Source organism: Sphingopyxis sp., assembly GCF_016793825.1.
Classification (GTDB): domain Bacteria; phylum Pseudomonadota; class Alphaproteobacteria; order Sphingomonadales; family Sphingomonadaceae; genus Sphingopyxis.
This window is the reverse complement of the sequence record NZ_JAEULM010000036.1, coordinates 66,644-91,660: the sequence shown is the minus strand read 5'-3', so window position 1 is coordinate 91,660 and position 25,017 is coordinate 66,644. Positions and strand designations below refer to the sequence as shown.

The window sequence follows — 25,017 nt, the reverse complement described above, 5'->3', positions numbered from 1 at the left end:
TCAAGAAATCCCTGTCAGTCGGCGACTCCGCCGCCTTCGTCGAACAGGATCGTCAGCAGCAGCGACGTGTCGGCGACCGTCTCGACCGAGTGCGGCGTTCCGGGGTAGAGGAACAGCCAGTCCCCGGCCCGCAACTCGGCGGGCGCATCGCCGCCCAGCCGCATATGCCCGGCGATGCAATATAGCGTCATCGACCCGGCGACATGGTGTCGCGCGATCGACTGTCCGGCGCGCACCACCAGTTGGATCGCCTCGAAGGACGGTGTGCGGGCGAGCGCCGCCGTCACCGTCGCCAAATCATCGATCACGCCAAGGCGCGCCACTTCGCCGGGTCCGCAATGATGCAGCGCCATGCTCAATCCTTCCGGGGTTTAGCGCGGCGAAGGCAGGTACGCAGCCATCGCCCGATGATTTTAGCAATGCCGTCATTGCAAGTATGGCGGGTCCGCCGCAGGTCGAGCGGTCCCAATCCGATCACTTCGCCGCATTCCGGACAGAACATCGTTCATCCTCCGTGAGTTGGCCTCGCCCCTCCGTCGTAGTAGGTAGCAAGGTCTCCGGCAATGAATTTGCGCTGGATCAAATTTCTACGCTTCCGGTTCGACGGCCCGTCGAGGGCCGTCATTGATGCCTCGATTGCCGTCGATGCGAAGGCATTTTCAGACACCGCCCTGTTAGCGGCGATACTGCTTCTCTTTCTCGATGGAACAGCCGCCTTGGCCCGCCGGGCTGCACGCTCATCTTGACCCGACGGACTCTGCCCGGCCGAAGCGCGCAAATGACTACCGCCAGCGAGTTATGGCGTCGGTGTGCTCGGGAACGCGGGAACACCGATATTGCGGGACGGGGCGATCTCAAGCCCAGCAGACAGATGACATCGCGCACCCAAGCGCACCACCGTTCGAAAAAATCCTCGGAGCGGGAGCGATTCTGTCCTGTTGCGTTCCGGGATATGCCATCACGCCCCACGGAGAATGTGGGAACGCTTGTGGTATCAGTTCTAGGGCAATTTCAACTTATCGAGTAAAATCAACGCGATAAACCGCTTGACTGGTGACCCCTACGGGACTCGAACCCGTGTTTTCGCCGTGAAAGGGCGACGTCCTAGACCGCTAGACGAAGGGGCCGTCTGATCGGTGAAGCGGCGCCTTAGACTCGGCTGTCCATAGGGTCAAGCGCAGCGACGTCGGCCCGCGCAAAAATATTGCGCCGCAGCGGAATCAACGGACCTTCGACCCGTGCTTGCCGGTTCTCAATCCGCCCAGGCCGCGTCTTCCAGATGCAGCTCGGCGGCGGGTCGGCTTCCCCAATCGTCGCGCTTGGCTCGGCCGGCGAGCCACAGCTTGCGCCCGCGGGCATGGAGCAGCGTCTGCCCCAGTTCGGTTTCGGCATTGCGGAACGCGATCGCCTTGAACCGGCCGCCATCCTCTCCTGCGACGATCAGGCGCAGATGGTCGGTCCCGACGATGCCCGATTCGACGATGCGGACCGGGCCCGTCGCGACGCGCGGCGCGGGCCAGCCGGCGCCATAGGGGCCCGCGCTCTCGATCGCGTCGCACCACAGCGGGCTGATGCCCCGCGGCGCCAGGACCGCGTCGATCAGCAGCGACTTGTCGCCGCTCGCGCGTTCGACGTCGGCGGCGAGGCGGTCGTTGAGAAAGGCGCCGAGTGCGTCGATCCTGTCGGCATGGACCGTCAGCCCGGCCGCCATCGCATGGCCGCCGCCCGCGACCAGCAGCCCCGTTTCCTTCGCGGCGAGGATCGCGGCGCCCAGATCGACGCCGCTGATCGAACGCCCCGAACCCTTGCCGATGCCGGTCTCGTCGACCGCGATGACGATCGCCGGGCGATGCAGTTTCTCTTTCAGGCGCCCGGCGACGATTCCGATCACGCCCGGATGCCAGCCCTGTCCGGATACGATCGCAACCGGCGCATTGGCGCAGGCGATACTCGCTTCCATCGCCTGATCGAGCACCGCCGCTTCGATCGCGCGCCGTTCCTCGTTCAGCCGGTTGAGCTCGACCGCGATGTCGGCGGCCTCCTGCGGATCGTTCGTCGTGAGCAGCCGCACGCCAAGGTCGGACTTGCCGACGCGTCCGCCGGCGTTGATCCGCGGGCCGAGGGCAAAGCCCATGTCGCTCGCGGTGGGCGGCTTGGTCAGCCGTGCCGCGTCCATCAGCGCCGCCATGCCGATGTTGCCGCGCCGCGCCATCACTTTCAGCCCCTGTGTGACCAGCGCGCGGTTGAAGCCCGTCAGCCGCGCGACGTCGGCGACGGTACCCAGCGCGACAAGATCGAGCAGGTCGATCAGCGACGGCTCCGCACGACCGCCGAAAAACCCGCGTGTGCGCAGCGTGCGGAGCAGCGCCGCGCCGAGCAGGAAGGCAACGCCGACCGCGGCGAGATTGCCGTGCAGCGCCGCATCGGGGTCTTCGTCCAGCCGGTTTGGATTCACGACGGCCAGGGCATCGGGCAGGGTGGTCCCGCATTGGTGGTGATCGACGATGATCACCTCGACCCCCGCGGCATTGGCTTCGGCGATCGCGTCGAACGCCTGCGCGCCGCAATCGACCGTGACGACCAGCTTCGATCCCGCCTCGCCGATCCTCACCAGCGCCGCGCCCGATGGACCATAGCCTTCCATAAGCCGGTCGGGGATATAGGCGCCGACGGGAACGTCGAGCGCGCGGAGCAGGCGGACGAGCAGCGCCGCCGACGTCGCGCCATCGACGTCATAATCGCCAAAGATCGTCACGGCTTCGCGTGCCTCGACCGCATCGGCAAGCCGCGCGGCGGCGGCTTCCATGTCGCGGAACAGCGACGGGTCGGGCATGAAACCGCGCAGCGTCGGCACCCGCTGGCGTTCGATGTCGTCGCGCGCCACCCCGCGCGCGAGCAGGAGCTGGGTGACGAGATCGTCGGGCGCCAGCGTCTCCGCGCTCGTGCGGCGCCAGTGCCAGGGCTGGCCGAGAATCGAGCGTGTGATGCCAAGCGCGGCGGTGGCGGAGTCCTCGTTCATGCGCACGCGCCGCCAGCCAGAATGCGCGCGCGCAGGTCGCGGGCGATATCGACCGGAATGGCCGGGATCTCATGGCTCGCAAGGCTGCTGCCGCCGGGCACGCCGAAGATCAGAGTCGCGAGGCCGAACGGACGGAGGATGAAATCGGTCTTGAGGTCGATGCTTTGCACCGACGCATGCGGGAGCAAGGTCGTCTTGGGTTTCCAGAAGCCGCGGCGGATGGCGACCATGTCGCCAAGGTCGCTCCAGTGATGAAAGCGCGAACCGATCATCGCGAACAACCCGATCAGGGCGGCCGCGATGACCGCGAGCCAGCCGATCGGCTGCCCAAAGGCGATTGCGGTACTGCCGCCGAGCGCGGCGCACGTCGCGCCGACGAAACCGCCAAGCGCGACGATGCGATGGCTGTGCTGCCAGGGGATGCCGGCATCGGGGCGGCGGATCGCGATCTCGTCCAGCACGGGATCGATCTCGTCCAGCCGGCCGAAGGGGACGACCTGATGGTCCTTTTCCTTCTCGCCGTCGGTCGCGAGGCTTTGCAGGCGGAGTTCGTGCCAGCCGAACCGCTTGCGAAACCAGCCGGTGACGAGGATGGCCGCCTGGATGCGCTTTACCGGCACGGCGACGTCGGTGCGCGTCGTGAGGCCGCGGGTCCGGCGAAGCGCGCGTGGCTCGCGCGTCAGGCGGAAATTCCAGTTGGCGAATACCATCGTCGCGATGCCGCTTGCGAAGCCGATGAAGAGGAGAGAGATCGCCGCTCCGATCCCCGCGACCCATCGATGCGCCACCAGCCAGGTGTCGAGGCCATAGCCTTCGGCGACATCGATCCAGTCCATCGGATTGAAGATGTTGAAATCGAACGGCAACAAGCCGTCGAAGAACTGCATGCCGGCGCCGACCACCGCCAGCGCGGCGAGCGAGAAGTTGAACAGCCCCGCGATCAGCAGCCGTCGCGGCCCCATTGCGAACAGCAGCCGGTCCTCGCCGGACGGAGCAGACGCGGCTTCAGGAACGTTCGCGGCGGCGGACAGCGGTTCGCTGCGATGCGCGCGGATCGTCGTCCGCAGCGCCTGCGCCGCGTCGAGCCCGATCGCGTCGAGATGCGCGTCATTCTCCTTGCCGCCGCCCGCGCCGGTTTCGAAACCCACCTTGGCGATGCCGAGCGCACGTGCGACCAGGCCCTGCTCGACGCTGACGTCCTGAATGCGGTCGAAGGGGATGGTGCGGTGTTGACGCGACAGCACGCCGCTTTCGATCACGATTTCGTCGGCGCCGACCGCAAAGCGGAAGCGCAGCCAGTGCAGCCAGGCGATGACGAGCGAGACCAGCAGGAAAAGCAGAAGCGCCGGGGCGACATAGACCCATTTCCCGGCGATCCCGATTGCGGCGAGCGCGGGCAGGAAGTTGAGCGTCCGTGGGCCAAGCCGGACGATCGCAAACGCCAGCGTCGCGGGATGCAGACGCTGCCATCCGGTTCCGGGGACGGCGTCTTCGCTCACGCGAAATCGGTCTGGATATGACGGCGGATCGTCTCGCGCATGGCGGCGGCCAGATCCGCATGCAGGCCGGGCAGCGTCACGGTGCTGTTGTGGGTGCCAGAGGTGTGGACGACCAGGTGCGACAGGCCGAACAGCCGCTCGACCGGCCCTTGCCCGACGTCGATGTGCTGGACGCGAACGAACGGCACGATCGTGTCGGTGCGGAACAGCCAGCCGCGCGCGACGCGAAGCTGCCCCTCGCCGATCTTGAAGCCCCAGCGGGCGACGCGCCGCGTGGGCAGGACGGCGATCGCGATCAGCGCGATCAGCCAGGCCGCGGTCGTGACCAGCCCGTAAGGCCCCTCGATCCGCGGCATGATCAGCCGGTCGGCGACGCTCGCGGCGATCGCGATCGGGATCAGGTTCAGCGCTGTCGCGATCCGGATGACGTGGCCATAAGCGGGATTCACCGGATCGAGCCCCTCGGCCGCATTGAGTACGTCGTGCGCAAAGGGGTCGGTGGGGGCGGGCGGCGTTTCGGTCATGATCCTCCGTTAGTCGTTCAAGCCCTTAGGGGACAACAATATTAAAGCGCGGATCGGCCGGCGGATGCAGCGCGAACCAGGACAGGAACGCCATCCTGTCGCCATCGATCCGGATCGCGCCCGACTGCATCAGCGCCGGGAACTGCGCTTGCCCCAGCATCACGTCGTCCAGCGTCTTGCGATCGATGGTGAGCGTCGCGGTCGGCGCGGGGTCGGTGATGCCGTAACGCGGGAATTCGACCCCGCCGCGAACGACCACCGCGACGCTTTCCCTGCTGTCGGGCAGGACGAACTGGAAGACGCCGTTGAGCGCCGATCCCTTTGCCGCATCAAAGCGCGTCGCCAGCGCGTCGAAGAAGACGCTGGTGGGAATCGCGCTCACGAAGCTGCGGCTCTGGCCGTTGCCCGAGGTGCTTTCGACCGCATTGCCGCGCAGGCTTGCTGCTGCGGCAAGATAATAGTTCCGCCATGCCCCCGATTCGGCCTGATAGCCCATCTGGTCATAGGCCGAGGCCAGCGCCGCGCGCGCATCCCCGTTGCCCGGTTCGGCAAAAACCAGCTTGTTCAGAAGCTCCGCCGCCCAGCGATAATCGCCGGCCTTGATCGCATCCCGGCCCGCGGCCAGCAGCTTGTCGGCGCCGCCAGCCAGTGCGACATATTTGGATGCCGACTGTTCGGGCGGCAACGGATTGAAGTTCGCGGGATTGCCGTCCCACCAGCCGAAATAGCGCTGATAGGTCGCCTTCATGTCGTGATTGAGGGTTCCGTAATAGCCGCGCGTTCCGAAATCCTTGCCTTGCACCGGCGCTTCGGCGGTCTGATCGGCCAGCTCGTGCAGGGTCGCGCCCCGGTTGGCGAGAAAGAGCGTCCGGTCGTGGACATAGCGATAGGCGTCGCGCTGGTTGCCCAACAGGGTGCCGACCTCCCCGACCCCCCACGTCGGCCAGTGGTGCGACGCCATCGCAACCTCGGCCTTGCCGCCCCATTTAAGCAGCATCGCGTCGATGACCTTCGACCAGTGCAGCGCATCGCGCACCTGCGCTCCACGCAGCGTCAGCACATTGTGCAGCGTATGCGTCACGACCTCGGTCGTATGCAGCGCCTTGTAGGCGGGAATGTAAAAGACGAACTCCGACGGCGCCTCGGTGCTGCCGGCATCGAGGAACTCGAACGCCAGCCCGTCGATCGTCAGCGTCCCGCCCTTCTCGCTCACCGTCTCGGTCGGCTCCATATAGCCGATCGTTCCGGAGGAGAGTTTCGGGCCCAGCCCGGTATCGACCTGCCCGCGCTCGCCGGGGGGCAGGATCGATCCGAACATGTACAAGGCGCGGCGTCCCATCGCGGTGCCCGCCAGAACATTCTCCGACGTCGCTTCTTCCGAAAAGCCATGGGGCGCGATGATGCGGATCTTCTGCGCCTTCACCTGCTCGGGTGTGACGATGCCGCCGACGCCGCCAAAATGGTCGCTGTGGCTGTGGCTGAAGATCACGGCCCTGATCGGCAGCACCTTGTCCTTCGCCTCGACCGTGTCGGCGAACAGCTTCCACCCCGCCGCCGCCGTTTCTTCGGACAGCAACGGGTCGACGACGATCCATCCGGTCTTGCCGCGGATGATCGTCATCACCGAGATGTCATAGCCGCGAATCTGCCAGATCTTGCCCGGCACCACCTCGAACAGCCCGTGGACGGCATCGAGCCGCGCCTGCCGCCACAGCGACGGGTTCACCGTATCGGGGGCCTTGGCGTTCGATAGAAATTCATACGGCCGGCGGTCCCACACCGTCTTGCCGTCCTTGTCGGTGATGACGCCGCCGGGGATTTCGGCCAGCTTGCCGCGCAGCACATTGGCCTCATCGCGCGGATCGTCCAGCGGCAGGCGCTTGGCGATTTCGGCCTGTGCGGTGCGGGTGGCGTCGCTCGCATCGTCCTGGGCGATGGCGGCAAGCGGCAGGCAGCTCGCGAGCAGCAGGGTTGTCAGTCGGCGGATCATGGTCTCCCCCTCGTTTTGGGGACAGCTTGCGCCGCACGCGCAGGCTTGGCAAGCATCGCGGCATGACCGACGCGCCGCACCTGCTGATCGCCTGGCATAGCCGCACCGGCGGCAGCGAGGCGCTTGCCGACGCCGCGGCCCGGGGCGCCGCCACGGCGCGCCTGATCGCCGCCGATGCGGTGACGCCCGCCGACCTGCACGCCGCCGCTGGCTATCTCTTTGTCGGCCCCGAAAATCTCGCCGCGCTTTCCGGCGCGATGAAGGAGATGTTCGATCGCTGCTACTACCCCTGTCTCGGCAGGCTGGAAGGGCGCCCCTATGCGACGATCATCTGCGCGGGCTCCGACGGCGCGAATGCCCAGCGCCAGCTCGACCGCATCGCCACCGGCTGGCGGCTGAAGCGCGTCGCCGATCCGGTGATCGTCAACACCGCCGCCCAGACGCCCGAGGCGATCTGCGCGTCCAAGACGATCCCGGCGGCCCGCCTCGCCGAAGCCCGCGACCTTGGTGCCGCGCTTGCGGAAGGGCTGGCATCGGGGATTTTCTGAGCTGGGCGGCATCGGTTCTCACACTGTATTATTTATACAATACAGTTTCCCGTGCCTTGGGGCAAGCGCCGTCCCCGCGCACGCCCCATCGCCCGCTCTGCCATCGGCAGCGGCGGAAAAAATAACGGTTCTTCGCCATAGCTTTATCGGCTTGCCGTGCAATTCCGCCGACGACCCGCGCAACTTTCGACATTGCCGCGAGTATCCTTGTGCCAGAAGGGGTCACGAAACAGGTGGACCCTGCTGATCCAATCGAAGGAGTAGCATATGGGTGCCGTTTCCAGGAGTTCGAGACTGTTTTTGATGGCGGCGATGCTCGCCGGAGCCGCGACGGGCGCGCTCGCCGCGCAGGAACAGGATGCGTCGGGCGGCGACGTCATGGCGACCGTCTACGGCACCATTCCCCCGGCATCGGAGATGACGAAGGGACCGAAGATCGAAGGCATCATCTCGGCGCGGACCGAGGGTCGGATGCACGTCACGACCGCCGACGGGAACACCACCACGATCGCGCTGATCCCCGAAACGCGCGTCAAGGCCGGCGGCGGCTTCCTGGGTCTGGGCAGCAGCAAGCTGGCTGCGGATTCGTTGCTGAACGGTCTGCCCGTGACGGTGGACACGCTGCAGTGGAGCGGCGGTCTGGCGGCGGGGCAGGTTGCGCTCAAGAGCAAGGACCTGCGCACCGCGAACATGATCCGCACCGGCACCGACCAGCGCTTTGCCGAACAGACGGCGGCGACAGAGGCGCTGCGCGGCCGCGTCGGCGACATCGACCAGTATAATGTCAAGGCGACGACCAGCGTGAACTTCGACACCGGCAAGGCGGTCCTGTCCGAACAGGCGAAGGCCGAACTCTGCGCCGTGGCGAACCAGGCCAATGGCACCGACAATGCGCTGCTGCTCGTCGTCGGCTACACCGACTCGACCGGCAGCCAGGAGTTCAATCAGACGCTGAGCGAAAAACGCGCCAGCCGCGTGGTGAACCATCTGCAACAGGCGTGTGGCTGGAAACCCTATCGTATGCTGACTCCCACCGGCATGGCAGAGGCCGACCCGGCGGCGGACAACACCACGCCCGAGGGCAAGGCGCAGAACCGCCGTGTCGCGGTGAACATCCTCGTCAGCAAGGCTGTCGACGGCATGTAAGGCGCAGGGCGGGCTTGCCCGTCCTGCCGCCCTCTCTCCGTGGAGAGAATCGGACAGCCGCTTCCGGCAGGAGGCGGCTGTCCCCGTTTTGGGGAACCGACGTCGCCTTGGCGCGGCTCCGCTTTACGCGGCTCTGCGCGACTTCGGTCCGCGGCTCGTTGGGCAAGCCGATCCGCGGACCCGGATTCAAGCGCTCCGGTGTTCGCCCTTCACCCAGCGCACCGTGCCCGAGGAGGCACGCATCACGACCGTCTCGGTCGTCATCACGCCGTCGCGGCGGCGCTTGACGCCGCGCAGCAGCGACCCGTCGGTGACGCCGGTCGCGGCAAAGATCACGTCGCCCTTGGCAAGGTCTTCGAGGTCATAGACGCGGTCGAGATTTTCGATGCCCCACTTCTTGGCGCGCAGTCGCTCGTCGTCGTTGCGGAACAGCAGGCGACCCTTGAACTGGCCGCCGACACAGCGCAGCGCGGCGGCGGCGAGCACACCTTCGGGGGCGCCGCCCGATCCCATATAGATGTCGACATTGGTGTCGGGGTTGGTCGTCGCGATCACCCCGGCCACGTCGCCGTCGGGGATCAGCGCGACGCCGCAGCCGATGGCGCGCAGTTCGGCGATGATCGCTTCGTGGCGCGGGCGGTCGAGAACGCACACGATGATGTCTTCGGGCGCGCAGCCCTTTTCGCGGGCGACCGCCTCGACATTCTCGCGCACGCTGTTGTCGAAATTGACGATATTCGGCGAATAGCCGGCGCCGACCGCAAGCTTGTCCATATAGACATCGGGGGCGTTGAGCAGGCAGCCCTCCTCGGCGATCGCCAGCACGGCCAGCGCGTTGGGGCCGGCCTTGGCCGTGATCGTCGTGCCTTCCAGCGGATCGACCGCGATGTCGATCTTCGGACCCTTGCCCGGCGCATTGCCGACCTTTTCGCCGATGAAGAGCATTGGCGCCTCGTCACGTTCGCCTTCGCCGATGACGATGGTGCCGTCCATGTAGAGCGTGTTGAACGCGGTACGCATCGCCTCGACGGCGGCGGCGTCGGCGGCTTTCTCGTCGCCGCGTCCGATCAGCTTGGCGGCGGCGATCGCCGCCGCTTCGGTGACGCGCACCATTTCGAGCACGAGGACCCGATCGAGGTTGCTGTCGCTCATGTTCGTCATCGCCCTGACTCTCCGTCTTTACTTGTGTCGCCCCCTGGGCATGATGGGCGCCATATGGTCGCCTGCGTCGCTTGTCGAGAATACATCGCCCGATTCGCTGCCGCTTTTGCGGCAATTTGCGTCGTTGCGATGACGACGGCCCCGGGCGGCGCGCAAATGATCGGCCCGCCGGTGCCGAAGCCGGCAAAGTCGGCAGCCGACACCGCGGTCGAAAAGAGCAGGGAGATGACCGACCCCGTCAAACGCTGCAAACCCGCGGATGACGGTTCGATCGATGTCTGTGGCAGCGATACCGAACGCCACCGCTTGTCGCCTGAATTGCGCGCGATCGCCCGCGAGGGCCGTGAGGCGCCACCGAAGCTGCCGCGCGCCGAGGCAAAGGCGATGAGCCTCGACAAGCTGCCGTATAACTGGATGTCCTTGGGCGGTCGCTATGCGCCCGGCCCCGAATATAACGCGCTCTATGAAATGGCGAAGCGCGCGACCGATCCGGACGCCGGCAATCCGACGCCTCCGGCAGAGACGCCCCCTCCGGCAGAGACCCCGCCCTAGGCGAACACCTCGGACGCGGCGCGGGGACGCGAAGCGCGCAGGAATCCGGCGGCGAACAGGATTTGCCCGATGAAATAGGCCGCGAACAGCAGCACCCAGCCAAAACTCATCGCCGTTTCTAGCAGGGTGCCGGGCGCCTGCGCATTGTTCCAGATGACGGCGCCGTGCAGCAGAGCGAGGCCGCCCAGCGCCGCGCCGATCAGCAGGCCATAGAGGAAATAGAAGGCAAAGAGCCGCCATTGGGCTTCGTGGGTACGCCGCCACGATTCGGCGAAGGCCGAAAAGGGTTCGAGCTTGCCCGACGCGCCCATGATCGCGCCGGTCAGGCAAAGCCGCGCACCGATCCAGGTCCCGGCAAGCGACAGCAGCAGACGATAGGCTGCGCTGACCGCGCCGCCGCCCAGGCTATTCCATTCGGCGATACCGATCGTCGCGGTGATCGGCAGGACGGCAAGCAGGCCGGTGCCGACATAGATCAGGATGTTGGCGGCCAGGAAAGCCGTCCCCGCGACCATGCCGTACATGATCTCCGACACGAAGCCTTCGCGAATCTCGGCCAGGATCGCGTTCCACGCCGCCAGCATCGCGCCCGCCGCGACCACCGAAACGATCCCCAGCAGATAGAGCGGCCCCGCGATCGAACCGCTGACATGGGCGCTGTAGGGCGACACGATCATCGACATCACGGTGCGCAGGTCGAAGATCGGTTCGCTCGACAGCAGCAGGTAGGGAATGACGACGCCCAGCACCGTATAGGCGGCAAGCGCGCCCTTGTGTTCGCCCGCCAACGCCCGCGCTTCGGCCAGGCCGCCCCTGATGTCGATATCCATGACGCTCCCCTGTTCCCCGGTGCAACGGGTACCAAAGGACGGCGTGATTACAAGCGTGCAGCGCGAGCCGCGGCGGCTCGTTTCAAAGCGTTAGGATGGGCATGTGCATCGGGGTGCCGACGACATGGTCCGATGCGGCGAGCGCGGCGAGCGCCGCATGAATCGCACTGGTCGGGCCTTCGTGGGTGACCAACGCAATGACCACGCCATCTTCCTCGTCGGTGCCGCGCTGGATGAAGCTTTCGATCGAAACGCCCGCGTCGCGCATCGCCGCGGCGATTTCGGCCAGCACGCCGATGCGGTCCTCGACGATCAGGCGGACATAATGTTTGCCGACGCGCGCGCCCGCATCGGCGATCGGTGCCGCGTCGAGCCTCTCGACTGGCATCGCGAAGGCGGGGCCATATTCGTCGCGCGCGATGTCGATGATGTCGGCGACGATCGCCGATGCCGTCGGCCCCGCGCCCGCGCCCGCGCCTTCGAAGAAGAGCCGCCCGACGAAATTGCCCTCGGCGACGACGGCGTTGAGCGCGCCGGGCACATAGGCGAGCGGATGGTCGGCGGGCACCAGGCACGGCTGGACATGCTGGTAGAGCGCGCCGTTGGCCTGGGCGCCATCGCGCTCGGCCATGCCGATCAGGCGAACCCGGTGGCCCAGCGCTTCGGCCTCGCGAATGTCGGCGGCGATCAGCCCGCGAATGCCGTCGGCAGTCACCGCGTCGATGTCGAGCCGGGTGCCGAAGCAGAGCGCGGCGAGGATCGACAGCTTGTGCGCGGCGTCGATCCCGTCGACGTCGAAGGTCGGATCGGCCTCGGCATAGCCTTCGGCCTGCGCTGCGGCGAGGGCGTCGGCGAAGCTCGCGCCGTTCCGCTCCATCTGCGTCAGGATATAATTGCACGTGCCGTTGAGGATGCCATAGACGCGCGCGATCTGGTTCGCCGACGCGCCTTCGCGGATCGCCTTGATGACCGGGATACCTCCGGCGACCGCCGCTTCATATTTGAGCGGCGTGTCTTTCGCCTCGGCCAGCCGCGCGAGATCCAGCCCGTGATGCGCGATCATTGCCTTGTTCGCGGTGACGAGCGCCTTGCCGGCGCTCAGCGCCTGCCGGGCGAGGGTCAGGGCCATGCCGTCGGCGCCGCCGATCATCTCGACGACGACATCGACGTCGTCGGCGGCGACGAGCGCGCCGAGGTCATCCTCCCAGCGATAGGACGACAGGTCGACGCCGCGATCCTTGTGCCGGTCGCGCGCCGACAGCGCCACGATCTCGATCGCCCGTCCCGCGCGGCGCGCGATCAGGTCGCGATTCGCCTCGAGCAGCCGGACGACCCCGCCGCCGACGACGCCAATGCCCGCAAGCGCGACGCGGAGCGGCGGGCGAGGGGCGGCAGGCGCGGGAGAAGGCGACATCGAGGCACTCCATGTTACGGGCGCGGGCAATTGCCCGCAGAGTGCCAGCGCCCCTATCGGCTTTTCCCGTCGAGGCAAGGAAAAGGTCCGCCCGCCGGCTTTTCGCCGAGGGACGCGGGGCGCGTGCCTCAGTTCCCCGTGGGCGGCGTCCGCGTCCGCGTACAGTCGCCAAGCGCACCCAGCACGACGCCATAATCCGACGCCGCCTTCCGGCGATCCTCGGGTGCCGTGCCGCCGAGCTTGGCGAGGGGCAGGGTGCGCGGCAGGCCGCAGGCGAGGCGATACCAGGCCAGCGTGTCGCGCGCCGGAACCGCGGCCGACCCGTCGACGATTTCGCCGAACGCCGCGGCCCAGCGGCGCGTCCCGTCGGCGGCCGTCAAAATGGTGAGCGACACGGGCTCGCCGGTTCTGGTGTCGAGGAACAATTGCGTCTCTCCCTCGCCGGGCAAGGTGCCGGGGACGTGAAAGCCGTTCGCGATTCCGGTGATCGCCGGGGGTGCGCCGGGCCTGACAAGCTCGGTCAGGATCGCGCGCAGCTTCGCCTCGGTCGCCGGGTCCCAGGGCAATTGCGCATCGGGCGCGACGAGGCGAACGCTCGCGGTGCTGTTCGTTCCGGCGGTCGCCCCCGCGACCGGCCGCGCGAAGATCAGAACCGGCTGCTTCTTTTTGAGCTTCGGCGGCTTGCCCTTCGCGTCCAGCGGAAGGTCGACGAGATAGTTGATGCGCGCCGCCAGCGGGCCGCTGCCGCGAATCAGCCCGACCACGTCGGCTTCGACATAGAGTCGCGCCTGACCCGCTTTCAGACCGGCCGCCTGCTCCGGCTTCAGGGGTACTACCTTATAGATTCGCCCTTGAATCGCCATCGGCGCGATTGTCGCCAAATCGGCGATATCGGCATAGCTATAGGGCGAGGCCGTTGTCACCGGCGTCGCTGTCTGCATGGCAGAAACGCTTGAAAAACCGAATGTTAGCATAGCAAGGCCGATGGCCAGAGCTGGCGGGAGGGCGCGCATTGTCGAACCACCTTCTATTGTTCAAAGCACCCGAACGGGGCCAAAACCCCTTCATGGGGAAGCGGACATTAACCGCTGATAAAGGGTTTGCGAACTTGCCGCCACCGCGATAGGACGGGCGACGAAGCGTCCGGCAAGACCATAATAAAGCCGGCTGCGACGCCGCCGGGTCTGTGAAACGCATCGGAAATCATCCGGGCATTTGGCAACCGAACCCGTCGGTGTGGATTTGGTGTCAGGATGATCTAGCAAGGAGCGTCGTCCCTGAATGGCTTATGGTGATAATGTCGACCCTAAAAACAGGGTAGTGGCAGTTGTCTTGGTTGGTCTGTTAACGGCAGTTCTGGGTTACGGCCTGGTGAACGGCCTGAATATCAGCATCGTCAAGAAACTGGCCGAGAAACTGGACGTGGTGGACGTGGAAGAGCCGCCGCCGCCGGAGGAACCGCCGCCGCCGCCGCCGCCGGATAACAAGCTGCCGCCGCCGCCGCCGGTCGTGACTCCGCCGTCGCCGTTCCCGCCGCCGGTCGCCGCGCCGCAGATTCAGTCGGTGCGCGAACCGCCGCCGGCGCCTCCGCCGCCGGTCTATGTCCCGCCCGCAGCTCCCGCCGCGCCGGTTCAGGATCTCAGCCAGGCCGGCACGCCGAAGGGCAATCCGGGCCGCTGGGCAACGAACGACGACTATCCGGCGCGCGCCATGCGCGAGGAACGGGAAGGCACGACGGGTTTCCGCGTCGCCTATGGGGCCGATGGCCGCATCACCTCGTGCGAAGTGACCTCGTCGAGCGGGCACGCCGATCTCGATGCCGAGACGTGCAAGCTCATCCAGCGTCGTGGCCGGTTCAATCCGGGCAAGGACCGCGCGGGCAATCCGACGGGTGGCACGTACAGCAACCGCATTCGCTGGCAGATCCCGCGCTAAGGCGCCGGGTCTCCACGAACCACATGAGTTTTTTGATCTTTTCGTTTTCTGAGAGGGAATAACCGAAATGTTTAATCTGATTGCAAATGCCGCCGCTGCGGCGCCGGCGGCCGCCCACGAGGCCGGCCTCAGCCTGATGCCCGCATCGATGTGCGTGAAGGAAGAGGGCCAGAATCCTTACGGTCTAGTTCCCGCACTGTGCGAAGGCGGCATCGTGTCGCAGATCACGTTCCTCGTCCTGCTGATCATGTTCATCGGCACGCTCTACATCCTGTTCACCAAGCTGTTCGAACAGAACAAGGTGATCAGCCAGGGCAAGGCGGTCGATGCCAACTTCTGGCGCGCCCCGACCCTCGCCGACGGCATGTCGAAGCTGGAAAAGAACAGCGCCTATCGTCAGGTCGTCGAAGACGGCCTGCGCGCCAACGAAGAGCATAACAAGCTGACCGATCCCGTCGAAGCCCATGACTGGATGCACGGCACGCTCGAGCGTTCGCAGAACCACATCAACTCGAAGCTGAACTCGGGCCTCGCGTTCCTCGCGACCGTCGGTTCGACCGCGCCGTTCGTTGGTCTGTTCGGTACCGTTATCGGTATTCTTCGCGCTCTGGTGAAGATCGGTGCGTCGGGTCAGGCCTCGATCGACACCGTCGCCGGTCCGGTCGGTGAAGCGCTCATCATGACCGCCATCGGTCTGATCGTGGCGGTTCCCGCGGTGCTCGCGTTCAACTGGCTGCAGAGCCGCAACAAGACGATCGCACGCCGCCTGTCGACCTTCTCGAACGACGTTCTCGGTTCGATCATGTCGGGTGGTCAGGTGAAGCCGGCAGCGGCTGCAGCCAAGGCGGCTGCTCCGGCCGCAGCGCCGAAGAAGGCCTGAGGTCTTCGGGCTCCGTGACTGTCGCCGACGGCGACGCGCGGAGCCGCTGGACGGGGCGGGTCGCCATTCAGGCGTTCCGTCCCGGCCATGACAGTAATTTTGTGACAGGATGCTAATCCTATGGCGATGAGTTCAGGCAACAAGGGCGAAGACGCCCCGATGTCCGACATCAACACGACCCCGCTCGTGGACATCATGCTTGTGTTGCTTATCATCTTCCTCATCACGGTTCCCGTGGTGCTGAAGACGGTGACGCTCAAGCTGCCCGACGTGGTCTTCGAGCCGACGACGACGAAGCCTGAAAACGTGCTTCTCTCGGTCCGCTCGTCGGATACGGACGGCGATGGTGAGCCTAATCCGGAAAGCACGGGCTGCGAAGTCTATTGGGGCCAGACCCCGGTCGATTCGCGTCAACTGCTCGAAAAGGGGCAGAAGAAGCTCGAACAGCTTATCGCGGATATCGGCGGTGTTCAGAACATCACTGAAGAAAACTTCCCCGAAGTGCATATTCGCGGCGACGTCAACACGCCGTACCAGTGCATCGGCGGTGTGATCTATACGATGCAATATGCCGGTTTCCAGAAGATCGGGTTCATTTCCGAACCGGCTGCTGGCTCGGGTACGCTGGGCCGCCTCTAAGGCGTCGGTCCACTTAGGAATGAAGGAATAATCCTATGTCCATGGCCGTTGGCGATCGGGACGACAATGAACCGATGATGGAAATGAACACGACGCCGCTGATCGACGTCATGCTCGTGCTCCTCATCATGTTCATCATCACCCTCCCGGTCCAGACCCACGCGGTGAAGATCGACCTGCCGATTCCGACCGACGCGAAGAACAACGTCGATCCGGAAAAGAACAAGGTGATGATCGACCCCCGGGGCGTGATCACCTGGAACGGCACGCCGATCGATCTGGCGCAGCTTTCGCAATATCTGGAACAGACCAAGGCTCTGCCCGTCGAACCCGAATTGCAGGTGCAGCCCGATCCTTACGCCCGCTACATCGTTGTCGACCGCGTGATGGCGGTGGTCAAGCGGAGCGGCGTCGGCAAGCTCGGCTTTGTCGGTAACGAACAATATGCGCGTGTCTTCTGATCGCTGATCAGGGGTTTCGCTCAAAGGAAGGGCCGCGAAGCGATTCGCGGCCCTTTCTCTTTTTTGGCGCCGGGCGTTGCTTTGCTCATCCGCCTTTGTCCGCCGAAGGTGATCCGCGCGCCTCTCTTTTCGACCGCGGCGCGACAGGCGTCCTCAGGGCCTATCCATCGGCCCAACGCAGACACCGCTTGGAAACCCGGCAGATTGAGGGCATCGTGAGGCGGATCGCAATCGGCGCTCGTCGCGTTATGAAACCGAACCAACCGGAGAAAAGATCGATGTCCATCCCCTCGCACGTCCGTCCCCTGATCGCCATGGGTCTTACCGCTACCGCGGCGCTGGCGCTCGCCGGCTGTGCCAGCATGGGTGGTGGCGCGACCAAGAAGCTTCCCGCCGCGGATGCCTCAGCGCAACTCTACGATGCGCGCGGCGCCGACCGGGGGCGCGCGGACTTCTATCGCGACAGCGACGGTTTGCGCATCGAACTCGTCGCGCGCGGTTTCGCGCCCGGCACCTATGGCATGCACGTCCATGCGGTCGGGCAATGCACGCCGTCCGATTTCGCGAGCGCGGGTCCGCACTGGAACCCGACCGGTGCGCAGCATGGCCGGGACAATCCGTTGGGTGCGCACCATGGCGATTTGCCCAATCTGGTGGTCGAACCGGGGGCGATCGGCCGTGCGACGCTGAAACTCGTCGGCACGCGGCTTGCGGGCGAGGGCGGCTTGCTCGATACCGACGGCGCCGCCTTCGTCATCCATGCGCAGGCCGACGATCTCAAGACCGATCCCAGCGGCAACAGCGGCGCGCGCATCGCCTGCGGCGTGATCACGGCAAGCGGGAGCTAGGGCCCGGACCGTAGAGCGGATCGCGCTCCGGCGAATCGTCATCCCGGCGCAGACCGGGATCTCGTCGTCTCGCCCTTGCGCATCTGAAAGATCCTGGCGTTTGCCGGGATGACGGGAGGGGCCGGGCTTTCAGTTCAACCCGATCAGGCTCTACTCACCCGCGCGCTCGGCGATTGTCGCTTCGGCCGTTGGCAAGGCGCGATAGGCATAGATCAGCAGGCCAAGCGCAATCGGCGCGACCGCGATCAGCGACAGGATGCCGGTGCGCAGATTGCCGACCGGCTGGCCGTTGACCACCGTTCCCGTCAGGTCGGAAATCTGTCCGACCATATAGGGCCCGAACGACAAGCCGACGAGCGTCGTTCCGAGGAAGAAGGCCGCGGTCGCCGTCCCGCGCATCCGCGGCAGCACCAGATCCTGCGTGGTGGCCGCCGCGGCACCCAGCGCGGCGGCGCCGAACATGCCGGCAAGAAAGTTCATCACATAGAACAGCGTCGCATTCTCGGTGGTGTAGCCGATCCAGATCGGAACGATCGGCGCGACCACGCCAAAGATGATCATCAGGATGCGGCCCGACGGGTTTCTTACGCGGAGGGCATCGGCCGCCCGGCCGCCGATGATCACGCCGATGAAGCCGCTGACCGCGCCATTGGCGCCCAGGATGAACGCCAGTTCCTGCTTGGGCAGGCCCAGCACCGTTTCGGCATAGGGCGCCGACCAGAAACCAAGCGCATAGGCCGCCAGACTGACCAGCCCATAGCCCAGTGTCGTGCAGATGAAGGCCGGCGTCCCCCAGATCAGCCGGAAGGTCGCGGGATCATGCGCGCGAAGCGTGCTGGCCCAGGAAAACACCGCATAATAGCCAAGCGCCACGGCCGACCATTGCGGATAATTGCCGGTAAGGGCGATCATCAGCCACGCAAACGCGGTAACGGCGACGGCGAAACCGATGTTGATCGCCAGCGCCGCCGGGCCGCGCGTCCAGGCGCTATAAAGGGTCAGCGGCGGCACGATCATCGACAGATCCTTGCCGAACTGGCGAAACGGGGCGGGCGAACTCGGGCTGACCACGCCGTCCATGGCGCCGCGCACCGGCTCGCGCAGGGTTGCGACCCACAGGGCGAGGAGCAGGCCGGGCACACCGACGGCAAGGAATGCGGCTTGCCAGCCGACCAGCCCCATCGGGCCGCCGGCGGGATAGGCCGTGTCCCACGCCTTGACGATCAGCGCTCCGATGAACAGCGATACGCCGCCGCCAAGATAGAGGCCCGACGAATAGATCGCGAGCGCCGTCGCCTTCTGCCGCTTCGGAAAATAGTCGGAGATCAGCGAATAGGCGGTCGGGCTTGCGGTCGCCTCGCCGACGCCGACACCCATCCGGGCGAGCGTCAGGGTGAGCTGATTATAGGCGAGGCCTGACATCGCGGTCATCGCCGACCACAGGGTCAGCCCGATCGACAACAATCTCACCCGGTTCCAGTTGTCGGCAAGACGGCCCAGCGGAATGCCGAACAGCGCATAGAAAACGGCAAAGGCGGCGCCGCCGAGGAAGCCCATGTCGGCATCGGTCAGCCCCAGGTCGGCCTTGATGTCGACCGCAAGGATGCTGAGGATCTGCCGGTCGATGAAATTGAGGATATAGACCACGACAAGGACGAACAGCACGTACCAGCTATAGCCGCTGGCGCGGGTCACGGGCAGCGGTTGCCGATCGGACGCCGCCATTTCATCGCTTGCGCTCACCGCCATCTGGCAACCCTCTCCCTGACCCGTTATCTTGTATCGAGCATGGCTAGCAGAGCCGGGAGCAGGTGCAAGTTGAAAGTCGGTTCAACTTTGCGGGAAAGCTGGGACATATGCGCAACGATAGACAGAAACGACCTCCCGCCATCCTGTTTCTCTGCCTCGGCAATATCTGCCGCTCGCCGCTTGCCGAAGGTGCCGCTCGCGCCGCCTTTCGCCGCGCGGGGATCGATGCGACGATCGATTCGGCGGGTACCGGCGACTGGCATGTCGGCCATGCGCCCGATCGTCGCGCGCAGGCCGAGGCGCGTCGCCGTGGGGCCGATATTTCGGATCTTCGTGCCCGGCTGCTCGTTCGGGATGATTTCTACCGCTTCGACCTGATCCTCGCGGCCGACGGGACGAATCTGGCGGATGCGCTGGCGCTCCGCCCCGCCGACGCGACGGCGGAGGTCACGCTGATGCTCGACATGGTTCCGGGCCGTGCGGGGGAGAGCGTTGCCGACCCCTATTATGGCGCCGACGAGGGCTTTGCCGTGACATGGGACGATGTCGATGCGGTCGCCGCCGCGCTCGTCGCCGCTGCAAGAGGATAGCGGGCGACCGGATGATAGCGCGATCCGCCGTGGCCCATCTCGCTTTCATACAGCATGACATGGTCGAAGGCGAAGGGCGGGCTGGCGAGATCGCCGTTCAGCGCGAGGAATGCCGCGACCGGACCGGATCCGCGATTGAGCCGCGCGAGCGTGATATGCGGCAGGAAACTCCGCGTCTCGGGCGCGATACCGACCCGGCCGAGCAGATGATCGACCTTGCGTTGCAGGGCCGTCAGCGGCGCATGTGGATCGACCCCTGCCCAGACCATATGTGGTCGCGCCTGCCGATCGAACAGGCCGACCCCGGCGATGCGCGCGGTGATCGCGGCCGCGTGGAGGCCGCCGAGCACGGCGGCGATGTCTTCCGCGCGGTGATGATCGACTTCACCGATGAAGCGCAACGTCAGGTGGAGTTGGTCATCGGTCTGCCAGCGCGCGCCCGAAATGCCCTGCATCGCGGACAACAGGCGTTCGCGGATCGGGCGGGGCGGGCGCAGGGCGACGAACAGGCGATGCGTGGACATGGCCGACCCGGCATAGGCGGTTTGCGGCGCCGCGCGAACCCAAAGCGGCCAGACGCGGGGCGCCGGACAGCACCTTGTCCGGTTTCGCTTGAAAGAGAGGGCAAAAATCCCGATATTGCGTGCATGGCCGGATCGTCCGGCCGGTGATGGAGAATGACAATGGCTAATTGGAACGACCCCAATATGGCGGCGTCCGGCTTCCCTGGCAGCGCGAGCGCGATGGATCAGGCCGTCGATGCCGGCCTGCGGTCGTACATGCTGTCTGTTTACAACTATATGGGTTCGGGCGTGCTGCTGACCGGCATCGTCGCGATGCTCGCCTATAATTCGGGTTTCACCGCCTCGATGATCGGCAGCCCGCTGATGTGGGTTGTCGCGCTGGCGCCGCTGGCGTTCGTCATGGTGCTGAGCTTCGGGATCAACAAGCTGTCGACGACTGCCGCGCAGATGCTCTTCTGGGCCTATGCCGCGGTGATGGGCCTGTCGATGTCCACGATCTTCCTCGCCTTCACCCAGACCTCGATTGCGCAGACCTTTTTCGCGACCGCGGCGGCCTTCCTCGGCCTCAGCCTCTATGGCTACACGACCAAGAGGGACTTGTCGGGTTTCGGCACCTTCCTGATCATGGGCGTGGTCGGCCTGCTGGTCGCGATGCTGCTCAACGCTTTCCTCTTCAAGTCGGGCGCGATGGGCCTGGCGATCAGCGCGATCGGCGTCCTGCTCTTCGCGGGCCTGACCGCCTATGACACGCAGAAGATCAAGAGCATGTATTTCTACGTCCGCGGGACCGACTTTGTCGGCAAGTCGGTGGTGATGGGCGCGCTGACGCTCTATCTCGACTTCGTCAACATGTTCACCTTCCTGCTCAATCTGTTGGGCAGCCGCGACTGAGCGGACGGACAAGACGCAAGACAAGAGGGCCCGGCGGAGCGATCCGCCAGGCCTTTTTTCTTCAAGGATGGGAGGGATGTCGATGCTGCGGGTCGCGATGATGGCTGTTGCCGCGCTGCTGGTCGTCCCGGCGATGGCCTGGGAAGATGGGCCGCGCTGCGCCGTTGCCCGCCCGGCGGACAATGATCTCAAGGCTTATGCAGCCACTTTCTTTGCGAAGGCGGGCGACACTGGCCTCGAAGCGCTTGCGACCTGTCTTGGCGACCCCGATCCGGCGGTGCGCGACGGCTTTGCCTTCACGCTCTGGTCCGAAGGCCTGCGTGGACGCCATTTGACGGCGGCGCAGATGCGACAGGCGCTGACGTCGCTGACCAGCATGGCTGCGGGTCCCGAAGATGCCGATGGCTTCCGTCGCCCCTTTGCGGTGCTCGCGCTTTCGGAGGTTGCGCGGGCCGATCGGATCGAGCCCTATCTCAGCGAAGCCGAACTTCACGCCCTGGCCGAAACGGGCGCCGCCTATTTGCGCGGCGTGACCGATTATCGCGGTTTCATACCCGGCGAAGGGTGGCGACACGGTGTTGCGCATGGATCGGACCTTGCGCTCCAGCTCGCGCTCAATTCGCGGCTGGCGCGCGCCGATGCCGACCTGCTGCTCGGCGCGATCGCGGCGCAGGTCGCCCCGGCGGCTTCGCCCTATTATCATCACGGCGAGCCGCAACGTCTCGCGCGCCCGGTGCTGTTTCTCGCGAAGCGCGCCGACATTGATGACGCAGCCTGGGCGGCATGGTTCAAGACGCTCCACCCCGATGCCGGCCCGCGCTGGAAGGATGCGTATGAAAGCGATGCCGGCCTTGCGGCCGTGCATAACGCCACCGCTTTCGCCACCGCCGTCTACGTCGGCGCGGCGGAGACGCAAGACCCCGGAATCCGACGCCTCGCGCCGCTTGCGGCCGGCTTGCTGCAGGCGCTGCCTTAGGGGCATGGAATGATGATGGCGCTCAGATGCCGCACGGTCTGCCACTGCGGGACAATGGCCTGAACCGGGGATCATCGTCGGGCTTCAGCGGTTGAAGCCGGAATCGTCAGGGCACAGGCGCTGCGATCCTCGCCATCACTGCGCCGCCTGCATCTCGGCGATCAGGGCATTGTCGATTGCCTTTGCCGCCTTGTAGCCGGCGCGCTCGCGCAGGCCGGCGGCATAGGCTTCGAACGCTGGCCGCGAGGGGATCGTCCCGAACTGCAGCCCCCAGTCGATCTGGCTGCCGACATAGACGTCGGCCGCGGTGAAGCGATCACTCGCGACAAAGGCTTTGCCCGCAACCGCACTTTCGAGCGCGTCGAGCGCATGATCGAGCGTTCCGAACCCGGCCGAGCGTTGCTGGTCGGCATCGGGATCGATTCCGAAATGCTTGGCGGTGATCGCCTGCTCGACCGGCCCCGCGGCAAAGAACATCCAGCGATAATAGTCGGCCCGGTCGGCCGCCGCGGGCGCAAGCCTCGCCGCCGGGAAGGCATCGGCCAGATAGGCGCAGATTGCGGCGCATTCGGTGACGATCTTGCCGTCGTGGACGATCGCCGGGACTTTGCCCATAGGATTGATTGCCAGATAGGCTGCCTCCTTCATCGATGTCCCATATCCCAGGATATGGGTTGTGTAGGGTGCGCCGACCTCTTCGAGCATCCAGCGGACGATCTGTCCGCGCGACATGGGATTGGTATAGAAAATCAGGTCGTCGGCCATCGTCGGTCTCCCTTGGCTCTGCGATTCGGGAAAGAACATATAGGAAACAAATCTGTTGTTCCAGCGGGCTTGTTTTGTCACCGCCTGCGGTTATGGCAAGAGGATGAGCGACGAACGCATCTGGACCGCCGCCGTGCTGGTGATTGGCGACGAAATCCTGTCGGGCCGCACGCAGGACAAGAATGTATCGCAGATCGCGACCTGGCTCGACGTTCAGGGGATTCGCCTGCGCGAAGTGCGCATCGTCCCCGATGTCGAGGGGGAGATCGTCGATGCGCTGAACGCGATCCGCGCCCGTTACGACTATGTTTTCACCACCGGCGGCATCGGCCCGACCCATGACGATATTACCGTCGATGCGGTTGCGAAGGCGCTGGGCGTCGGGGTCGTCATCCACCCTGGCGCGCGCGCGATCCTCGAGAGCTATTATACGGGGCGCGGCGGCGAACTGACCGAGACGCGGCTGCGCATGGCGCGCGTCCCCGACGGGGCGGACCTGATCCCGAACCGGATGTCGGGCGCGCCCGGCATTCGTATCGGCAATCTCTTCATCATGGCCGGCGTCCCGCACATCACGGCGGGAATGCTCGATGCGCTGACCGGCGAGCTGGAGGGCGGGGCGCCGCTGATCGCGCATACGATTGGCGCCTGGGCCCCCGAAAGCGAGATCGCCGACCTGCTCCGCCTCGGCGAAAAGGAGCATCCGGGCGTTGCGATCGGCTCCTATCCCTTTTTCCGGGAGGGGAAAGTCGGCGCGAACTTCGTCATCCGCTCGACCGACGGAGATGCGGTCGGCGCCTGCGTCGGGATGCTGACCGCGGGGTTCGAGGCGGCCGGTTACGCGGTGACCGACGGCGGCATCTGATCCGCGACCCGCGTCGCGGGTGGCAGGCGGCGCAGCATGGCGATGGCAAGCAGGCCGAAAATCGCGGCGACGATGAATGCGGCACCCGGAAAATGCACCGGCGCCTTGTCGGCGGTGAACCAGGCCATCGTCCCGGTGAGCAGCACCGGCGCGACGAGCTGGCCCAGCCCCATGGCCATCGCCGAAATCCCCTGCACCTCGCCCTGCGTCTCGGGCGTTGCGCGGCGCGACATCATCGCCATCAGCGACGGCTGGACCGGCGCCTGCAGTGCGACCGGGATCAGCAACAGGAAGGCGCCCCAGGTTGTCGTGGTAAAGGCATAGCCGATATAGACGGCGACCGCGACGCAGATCCCCAGCGTCGCGGCATCGCGTTCGCCGAACCGGGCGACCGCGGGGCCGACGACGAACGCTTGACCGGTGGCAATCGCGACGCCGACCGCGGCGAGGCTCGCGCCGATCATCCCCGGCGACCAGCCAAGCTGCGCGATGCAATAAAAGCTCCACGTCATCGGATAGACGAGGCTGGCGATCTGCCACAGCACGAACACCACCGCGATACCGCCCATGCCCGGCAGGCTGCGCATCGTCCGCAGCGCGCCCAGCGGATTGGCGCGGCGCCAGTCGAACGAACGGCGGCGGTCGGGAGACAGTGTTTCGGGAAAGATGATCAATCCATAGAGCATGTTCGCGGCGGCAAGGATCGCCGCCGCGACAAAGGGCGCGCGCGGGCTCATCTCGCCCAGAAAGCCGCCGATCGCGGGGCCGACGACGAAGCCGACCCCGAACGCTGCGCCGACAAAGCCAAAGTTGCGGGCGCGCTGCTCGGGCCGGGTCACGTCGGCGATCGCCGCCTGTGCCGCGGCGTAGCTGCCGCCGAATACCCCCGAAATCGCACGCGCGACGAACAGCCAGGGCAGGGTGCCGACGATGGCGAGCAGCGTATAGTCGGTGGCAAGCCCGCCGAGCGAAAGCAGCAGCACGCGCCGCCGCCCGAATCGATCGGACAGGTTGCCCAGCACCGGCGAGGCCAGAAACGTCGCCACCGCCATGACCAGCCCGATCCATGCGCCGATCTCGATCGCATGTGGCAGGTCGAGCTTGCCGACCTCCATCACCAGTTGCGGCAGGACGGGCATGATGATCCCGAATCCGATCGCGTCGATGAAGATGGTGATGACGATAAAGGGTATGGTCCGACCCGGCGTCAC

At 65.9% G+C, this 25,017-nt stretch carries 26 protein-coding genes and 1 tRNA gene; 13 read left to right on the top strand and 14 right to left on the bottom strand.

Going from position 1 to position 25,017, the window contains the following annotated elements; all coding sequences use genetic code 11:
* Positions 1-14 precede the first annotated feature (14 nt).
* A complete protein-coding gene (locus JNM03_RS11720; RefSeq protein ID WP_204994274.1) occupies positions 15-353 on the bottom strand; it encodes a cupin in 339 nt (112 codons plus the stop codon).
* A 210-nt stretch (positions 354-563) separates the two neighbouring features.
* Between JNM03_RS11720 and JNM03_RS11715 the strand changes: the two genes are divergently transcribed.
* The gene (locus tag JNM03_RS11715) at positions 564-746 is read left to right on the top strand and encodes a hypothetical protein (RefSeq protein ID WP_294036794.1); all 183 of its coding nucleotides are present in this window, start codon (positions 564-566) and stop codon (positions 744-746) included.
* A 305-nt stretch (positions 747-1,051) separates the two neighbouring features.
* On the opposite strand, the gene JNM03_RS11710 is transcribed toward JNM03_RS11715, so the two are convergent.
* The 5 genes from JNM03_RS11710 to JNM03_RS11690 all read right to left on the bottom strand — a co-directional run bounded on the left by JNM03_RS11710 (position 1,052) and on the right by JNM03_RS11690 (position 7,032).
* Positions 1,052-1,127, bottom strand: a tRNA-Glu gene (locus tag JNM03_RS11710).
* Between the two features lie 125 nt (positions 1,128-1,252).
* A complete protein-coding gene (recJ, locus tag JNM03_RS11705; protein WP_294036793.1) occupies positions 1,253-3,019 on the bottom strand; it encodes a single-stranded-DNA-specific exonuclease RecJ in 1,767 nt (588 codons plus the stop codon).
* Complete coding sequence (locus tag JNM03_RS11700; RefSeq protein ID WP_294036791.1) at positions 3,016-4,518, bottom strand: PH domain-containing protein; 1,503 nt, start codon at positions 4,516-4,518, stop codon at positions 3,016-3,018. Before JNM03_RS11700 ends, recJ begins: the two co-directional genes overlap by 4 nt.
* The gene (locus JNM03_RS11695; RefSeq protein ID WP_294036789.1) at positions 4,515-5,042 is read right to left on the bottom strand and encodes a PH domain-containing protein; all 528 of its coding nucleotides are present in this window, start codon (positions 5,040-5,042) and stop codon (positions 4,515-4,517) included. Before JNM03_RS11695 ends, JNM03_RS11700 begins: the two co-directional genes overlap by 4 nt.
* 25 nt (positions 5,043-5,067) lie before the next feature.
* The gene (locus JNM03_RS11690) at positions 5,068-7,032 is read right to left on the bottom strand and encodes an alkyl sulfatase dimerization domain-containing protein (RefSeq protein WP_294036788.1); all 1,965 of its coding nucleotides are present in this window, start codon (positions 7,030-7,032) and stop codon (positions 5,068-5,070) included.
* Positions 7,033-7,094: 62 nt separating this feature from the next.
* Between JNM03_RS11690 and JNM03_RS11685 the strand changes: the two genes are divergently transcribed.
* Together JNM03_RS11685 and JNM03_RS11680 are read left to right on the top strand one after the other, a co-directional pair.
* A complete protein-coding gene (locus tag JNM03_RS11685; protein WP_294036787.1) occupies positions 7,095-7,580 on the top strand; it encodes a flavodoxin family protein in 486 nt (161 codons plus the stop codon).
* A 267-nt stretch (positions 7,581-7,847) separates the two neighbouring features.
* A complete protein-coding gene (locus JNM03_RS11680) occupies positions 7,848-8,726 on the top strand; it encodes an OmpA family protein (RefSeq protein ID WP_294036786.1) in 879 nt (292 codons plus the stop codon).
* Positions 8,727-8,912: 186 nt separating this feature from the next.
* On the opposite strand, the gene glpX is transcribed toward JNM03_RS11680, so the two are convergent.
* Positions 8,913-9,887, bottom strand: coding sequence for a class II fructose-bisphosphatase (gene glpX / locus JNM03_RS11675; RefSeq protein ID WP_294036784.1), 975 nt, complete (start codon positions 9,885-9,887; stop codon positions 8,913-8,915).
* 129 nt (positions 9,888-10,016) lie between these two features.
* Here glpX and JNM03_RS11670 point away from each other — a divergent pair, with 129 nt between their 5' ends.
* Entirely contained in the window at positions 10,017-10,439 is a 423-nt protein-coding gene (locus tag JNM03_RS11670; protein WP_294036783.1) for a hypothetical protein, read from the top strand.
* On the opposite strand, the gene JNM03_RS11665 is transcribed toward JNM03_RS11670, so the two are convergent.
* The 3 genes from JNM03_RS11665 to JNM03_RS11655 form a co-directional block, all read right to left on the bottom strand.
* Complete coding sequence (locus JNM03_RS11665; protein ID WP_294036782.1) at positions 10,436-11,269, bottom strand: hypothetical protein; 834 nt, start codon at positions 11,267-11,269, stop codon at positions 10,436-10,438. The genes JNM03_RS11670 and JNM03_RS11665 overlap by 4 nt on opposite strands.
* 82 nt (positions 11,270-11,351) lie before the next feature.
* Positions 11,352-12,683 carry a homoserine dehydrogenase gene (locus tag JNM03_RS11660; protein ID WP_294036781.1) on the bottom strand — a complete coding sequence of 444 codons (1,332 nt, stop codon included), beginning with the start codon at positions 12,681-12,683 and terminating at the stop codon, positions 11,352-11,354.
* Between the two features lie 128 nt (positions 12,684-12,811).
* Positions 12,812-13,624, bottom strand: coding sequence for a hypothetical protein (locus JNM03_RS11655; protein WP_294036780.1), 813 nt, complete (start codon positions 13,622-13,624; stop codon positions 12,812-12,814).
* Between the two features lie 340 nt (positions 13,625-13,964).
* Here JNM03_RS11655 and JNM03_RS11650 point away from each other — a divergent pair, with 340 nt between their 5' ends.
* The 5 genes from JNM03_RS11650 (at position 13,965) to JNM03_RS11630 (ending at position 17,446) form a co-directional block, all read left to right on the top strand.
* Positions 13,965-14,618, top strand: a complete 654-nt coding sequence (locus tag JNM03_RS11650) for an energy transducer TonB (RefSeq protein ID WP_294036779.1) — start codon at positions 13,965-13,967, stop codon at positions 14,616-14,618.
* Positions 14,619-14,685: 67 nt separating this feature from the next.
* Complete coding sequence (locus JNM03_RS11645) at positions 14,686-15,498, top strand: MotA/TolQ/ExbB proton channel family protein (RefSeq protein ID WP_294036777.1); 813 nt, start codon at positions 14,686-14,688, stop codon at positions 15,496-15,498.
* Between the two features lie 120 nt (positions 15,499-15,618).
* On the top strand, positions 15,619-16,137 hold the full coding sequence (locus JNM03_RS11640) for a biopolymer transporter ExbD (RefSeq protein WP_294036775.1): 519 nt from the start codon (positions 15,619-15,621) through the stop codon (positions 16,135-16,137).
* Positions 16,138-16,172: 35 nt separating this feature from the next.
* Complete coding sequence (locus JNM03_RS11635) at positions 16,173-16,598, top strand: biopolymer transporter ExbD (protein WP_294036774.1); 426 nt, start codon at positions 16,173-16,175, stop codon at positions 16,596-16,598.
* A gap of 278 nt (positions 16,599-16,876) precedes the next feature.
* On the top strand, positions 16,877-17,446 hold the full coding sequence (locus JNM03_RS11630) for a superoxide dismutase family protein (protein WP_294036772.1): 570 nt from the start codon (positions 16,877-16,879) through the stop codon (positions 17,444-17,446).
* A gap of 150 nt (positions 17,447-17,596) precedes the next feature.
* Here JNM03_RS11630 and JNM03_RS11625 read toward each other — a convergent pair whose 3' ends face one another.
* On the bottom strand, positions 17,597-19,195 hold the full coding sequence (locus tag JNM03_RS11625; RefSeq protein ID WP_294036771.1) for an MFS transporter: 1,599 nt from the start codon (positions 19,193-19,195) through the stop codon (positions 17,597-17,599).
* 107 nt (positions 19,196-19,302) lie between these two features.
* Here JNM03_RS11625 and JNM03_RS11620 point away from each other — a divergent pair, with 107 nt between their 5' ends.
* On the top strand, positions 19,303-19,785 hold the full coding sequence (locus tag JNM03_RS11620; RefSeq protein WP_294036769.1) for a low molecular weight protein-tyrosine-phosphatase: 483 nt from the start codon (positions 19,303-19,305) through the stop codon (positions 19,783-19,785).
* On the opposite strand, the gene thpR is transcribed toward JNM03_RS11620, so the two are convergent.
* Complete coding sequence (gene thpR / locus JNM03_RS11615) at positions 19,701-20,309, bottom strand: RNA 2',3'-cyclic phosphodiesterase (RefSeq protein ID WP_294036768.1); 609 nt, start codon at positions 20,307-20,309, stop codon at positions 19,701-19,703. The two genes, JNM03_RS11620 and thpR, sit on opposite strands and share 85 nt — an antisense overlap.
* 159 nt (positions 20,310-20,468) lie before the next feature.
* On the opposite strand from thpR, the gene JNM03_RS11610 reads away from it, so the two are divergent.
* Positions 20,469-21,200 carry a Bax inhibitor-1/YccA family protein gene (locus JNM03_RS11610; protein WP_294036765.1) on the top strand — a complete coding sequence of 244 codons (732 nt, stop codon included), beginning with the start codon at positions 20,469-20,471 and terminating at the stop codon, positions 21,198-21,200.
* Between the two features lie 76 nt (positions 21,201-21,276).
* Positions 21,277-22,176 carry a DUF2785 domain-containing protein gene (locus JNM03_RS11605; RefSeq protein WP_294036764.1) on the top strand — a complete coding sequence of 300 codons (900 nt, stop codon included), beginning with the start codon at positions 21,277-21,279 and terminating at the stop codon, positions 22,174-22,176.
* A 135-nt stretch (positions 22,177-22,311) separates the two neighbouring features.
* On the opposite strand, the gene JNM03_RS11600 is transcribed toward JNM03_RS11605, so the two are convergent.
* Positions 22,312-22,941: a glutathione S-transferase family protein gene (locus tag JNM03_RS11600; RefSeq protein WP_294036763.1), complete on the bottom strand. Its 630-nt coding sequence runs from the start codon at positions 22,939-22,941 to the stop codon at positions 22,312-22,314.
* 103 nt (positions 22,942-23,044) lie between these two features.
* Between JNM03_RS11600 and JNM03_RS11595 the strand changes: the two genes are divergently transcribed.
* Positions 23,045-23,806, top strand: a complete 762-nt coding sequence (locus tag JNM03_RS11595; protein ID WP_294036762.1) for a molybdopterin-binding protein — start codon at positions 23,045-23,047, stop codon at positions 23,804-23,806.
* On the opposite strand, the gene JNM03_RS11590 is transcribed toward JNM03_RS11595, so the two are convergent.
* On the bottom strand, positions 23,779-25,017 hold the full coding sequence (locus JNM03_RS11590; RefSeq protein ID WP_294036760.1) for a TCR/Tet family MFS transporter: 1,239 nt from the start codon (positions 25,015-25,017) through the stop codon (positions 23,779-23,781). The two genes, JNM03_RS11595 and JNM03_RS11590, sit on opposite strands and share 28 nt — an antisense overlap.

Excerpts from the sequence above, each read along its gene's own strand:
- JNM03_RS11610 (WP_294036765.1), top strand. The coding sequence starts at position 20,469 with ATGGCTAATTGGAACGACCCCAATATGGCGGCGTCCGGCTTCCCTGGC.
- JNM03_RS11640 (WP_294036775.1), top strand. The coding sequence starts at position 15,619 with ATGGCGATGAGTTCAGGCAACAAGGGCGAAGACGCCCCGATGTCCGAC.
- JNM03_RS11690 (WP_294036788.1), bottom strand. The coding sequence starts at position 7,032 with ATGATCCGCCGACTGACAACCCTGCTGCTCGCGAGCTGCCTGCCGCTT.
- JNM03_RS11600 (WP_294036763.1), bottom strand. The coding sequence starts at position 22,941 with ATGGCCGACGACCTGATTTTCTATACCAATCCCATGTCGCGCGGACAG.
- JNM03_RS11720 (WP_204994274.1), bottom strand. The coding sequence starts at position 353 with ATGGCGCTGCATCATTGCGGACCCGGCGAAGTGGCGCGCCTTGGCGTG.
- JNM03_RS11695 (WP_294036789.1), bottom strand. The coding sequence starts at position 5,042 with ATGACCGAAACGCCGCCCGCCCCCACCGACCCCTTTGCGCACGACGTA.
- JNM03_RS11655 (WP_294036780.1), bottom strand. The coding sequence starts at position 13,624 with ATGCAGACAGCGACGCCGGTGACAACGGCCTCGCCCTATAGCTATGCC.
- JNM03_RS11635 (WP_294036774.1), top strand. The coding sequence starts at position 16,173 with ATGTCCATGGCCGTTGGCGATCGGGACGACAATGAACCGATGATGGAA.
- thpR (WP_294036768.1), bottom strand. The coding sequence starts at position 20,309 with ATGTCCACGCATCGCCTGTTCGTCGCCCTGCGCCCGCCCCGCCCGATC.
- glpX (WP_294036784.1), bottom strand. The coding sequence starts at position 9,887 with ATGACGAACATGAGCGACAGCAACCTCGATCGGGTCCTCGTGCTCGAA.
- JNM03_RS11630 (WP_294036772.1), top strand. The coding sequence starts at position 16,877 with ATGTCCATCCCCTCGCACGTCCGTCCCCTGATCGCCATGGGTCTTACC.
- JNM03_RS11650 (WP_294036779.1), top strand. The coding sequence starts at position 13,965 with ATGGCTTATGGTGATAATGTCGACCCTAAAAACAGGGTAGTGGCAGTT.
- JNM03_RS11625 (WP_294036771.1), bottom strand. The coding sequence starts at position 19,195 with ATGGCGGTGAGCGCAAGCGATGAAATGGCGGCGTCCGATCGGCAACCG.
- JNM03_RS11645 (WP_294036777.1), top strand. The coding sequence starts at position 14,686 with ATGTTTAATCTGATTGCAAATGCCGCCGCTGCGGCGCCGGCGGCCGCC.
- JNM03_RS11605 (WP_294036764.1), top strand. The coding sequence starts at position 21,277 with ATGTCGATGCTGCGGGTCGCGATGATGGCTGTTGCCGCGCTGCTGGTC.
- JNM03_RS11595 (WP_294036762.1), top strand. The coding sequence starts at position 23,045 with ATGAGCGACGAACGCATCTGGACCGCCGCCGTGCTGGTGATTGGCGAC.
- JNM03_RS11665 (WP_294036782.1), bottom strand. The coding sequence starts at position 11,269 with ATGGATATCGACATCAGGGGCGGCCTGGCCGAAGCGCGGGCGTTGGCG.
- recJ (WP_294036793.1), bottom strand. The coding sequence starts at position 3,019 with ATGAACGAGGACTCCGCCACCGCCGCGCTTGGCATCACACGCTCGATT.
- JNM03_RS11660 (WP_294036781.1), bottom strand. The coding sequence starts at position 12,683 with ATGTCGCCTTCTCCCGCGCCTGCCGCCCCTCGCCCGCCGCTCCGCGTC.
- JNM03_RS11680 (WP_294036786.1), top strand. The coding sequence starts at position 7,848 with ATGGGTGCCGTTTCCAGGAGTTCGAGACTGTTTTTGATGGCGGCGATG.
- JNM03_RS11670 (WP_294036783.1), top strand. The coding sequence starts at position 10,017 with ATGACGACGGCCCCGGGCGGCGCGCAAATGATCGGCCCGCCGGTGCCG.
- JNM03_RS11620 (WP_294036769.1), top strand. The coding sequence starts at position 19,303 with ATGCGCAACGATAGACAGAAACGACCTCCCGCCATCCTGTTTCTCTGC.
- JNM03_RS11685 (WP_294036787.1), top strand. The coding sequence starts at position 7,095 with ATGACCGACGCGCCGCACCTGCTGATCGCCTGGCATAGCCGCACCGGC.
- JNM03_RS11715 (WP_294036794.1), top strand. The coding sequence starts at position 564 with ATGAATTTGCGCTGGATCAAATTTCTACGCTTCCGGTTCGACGGCCCG.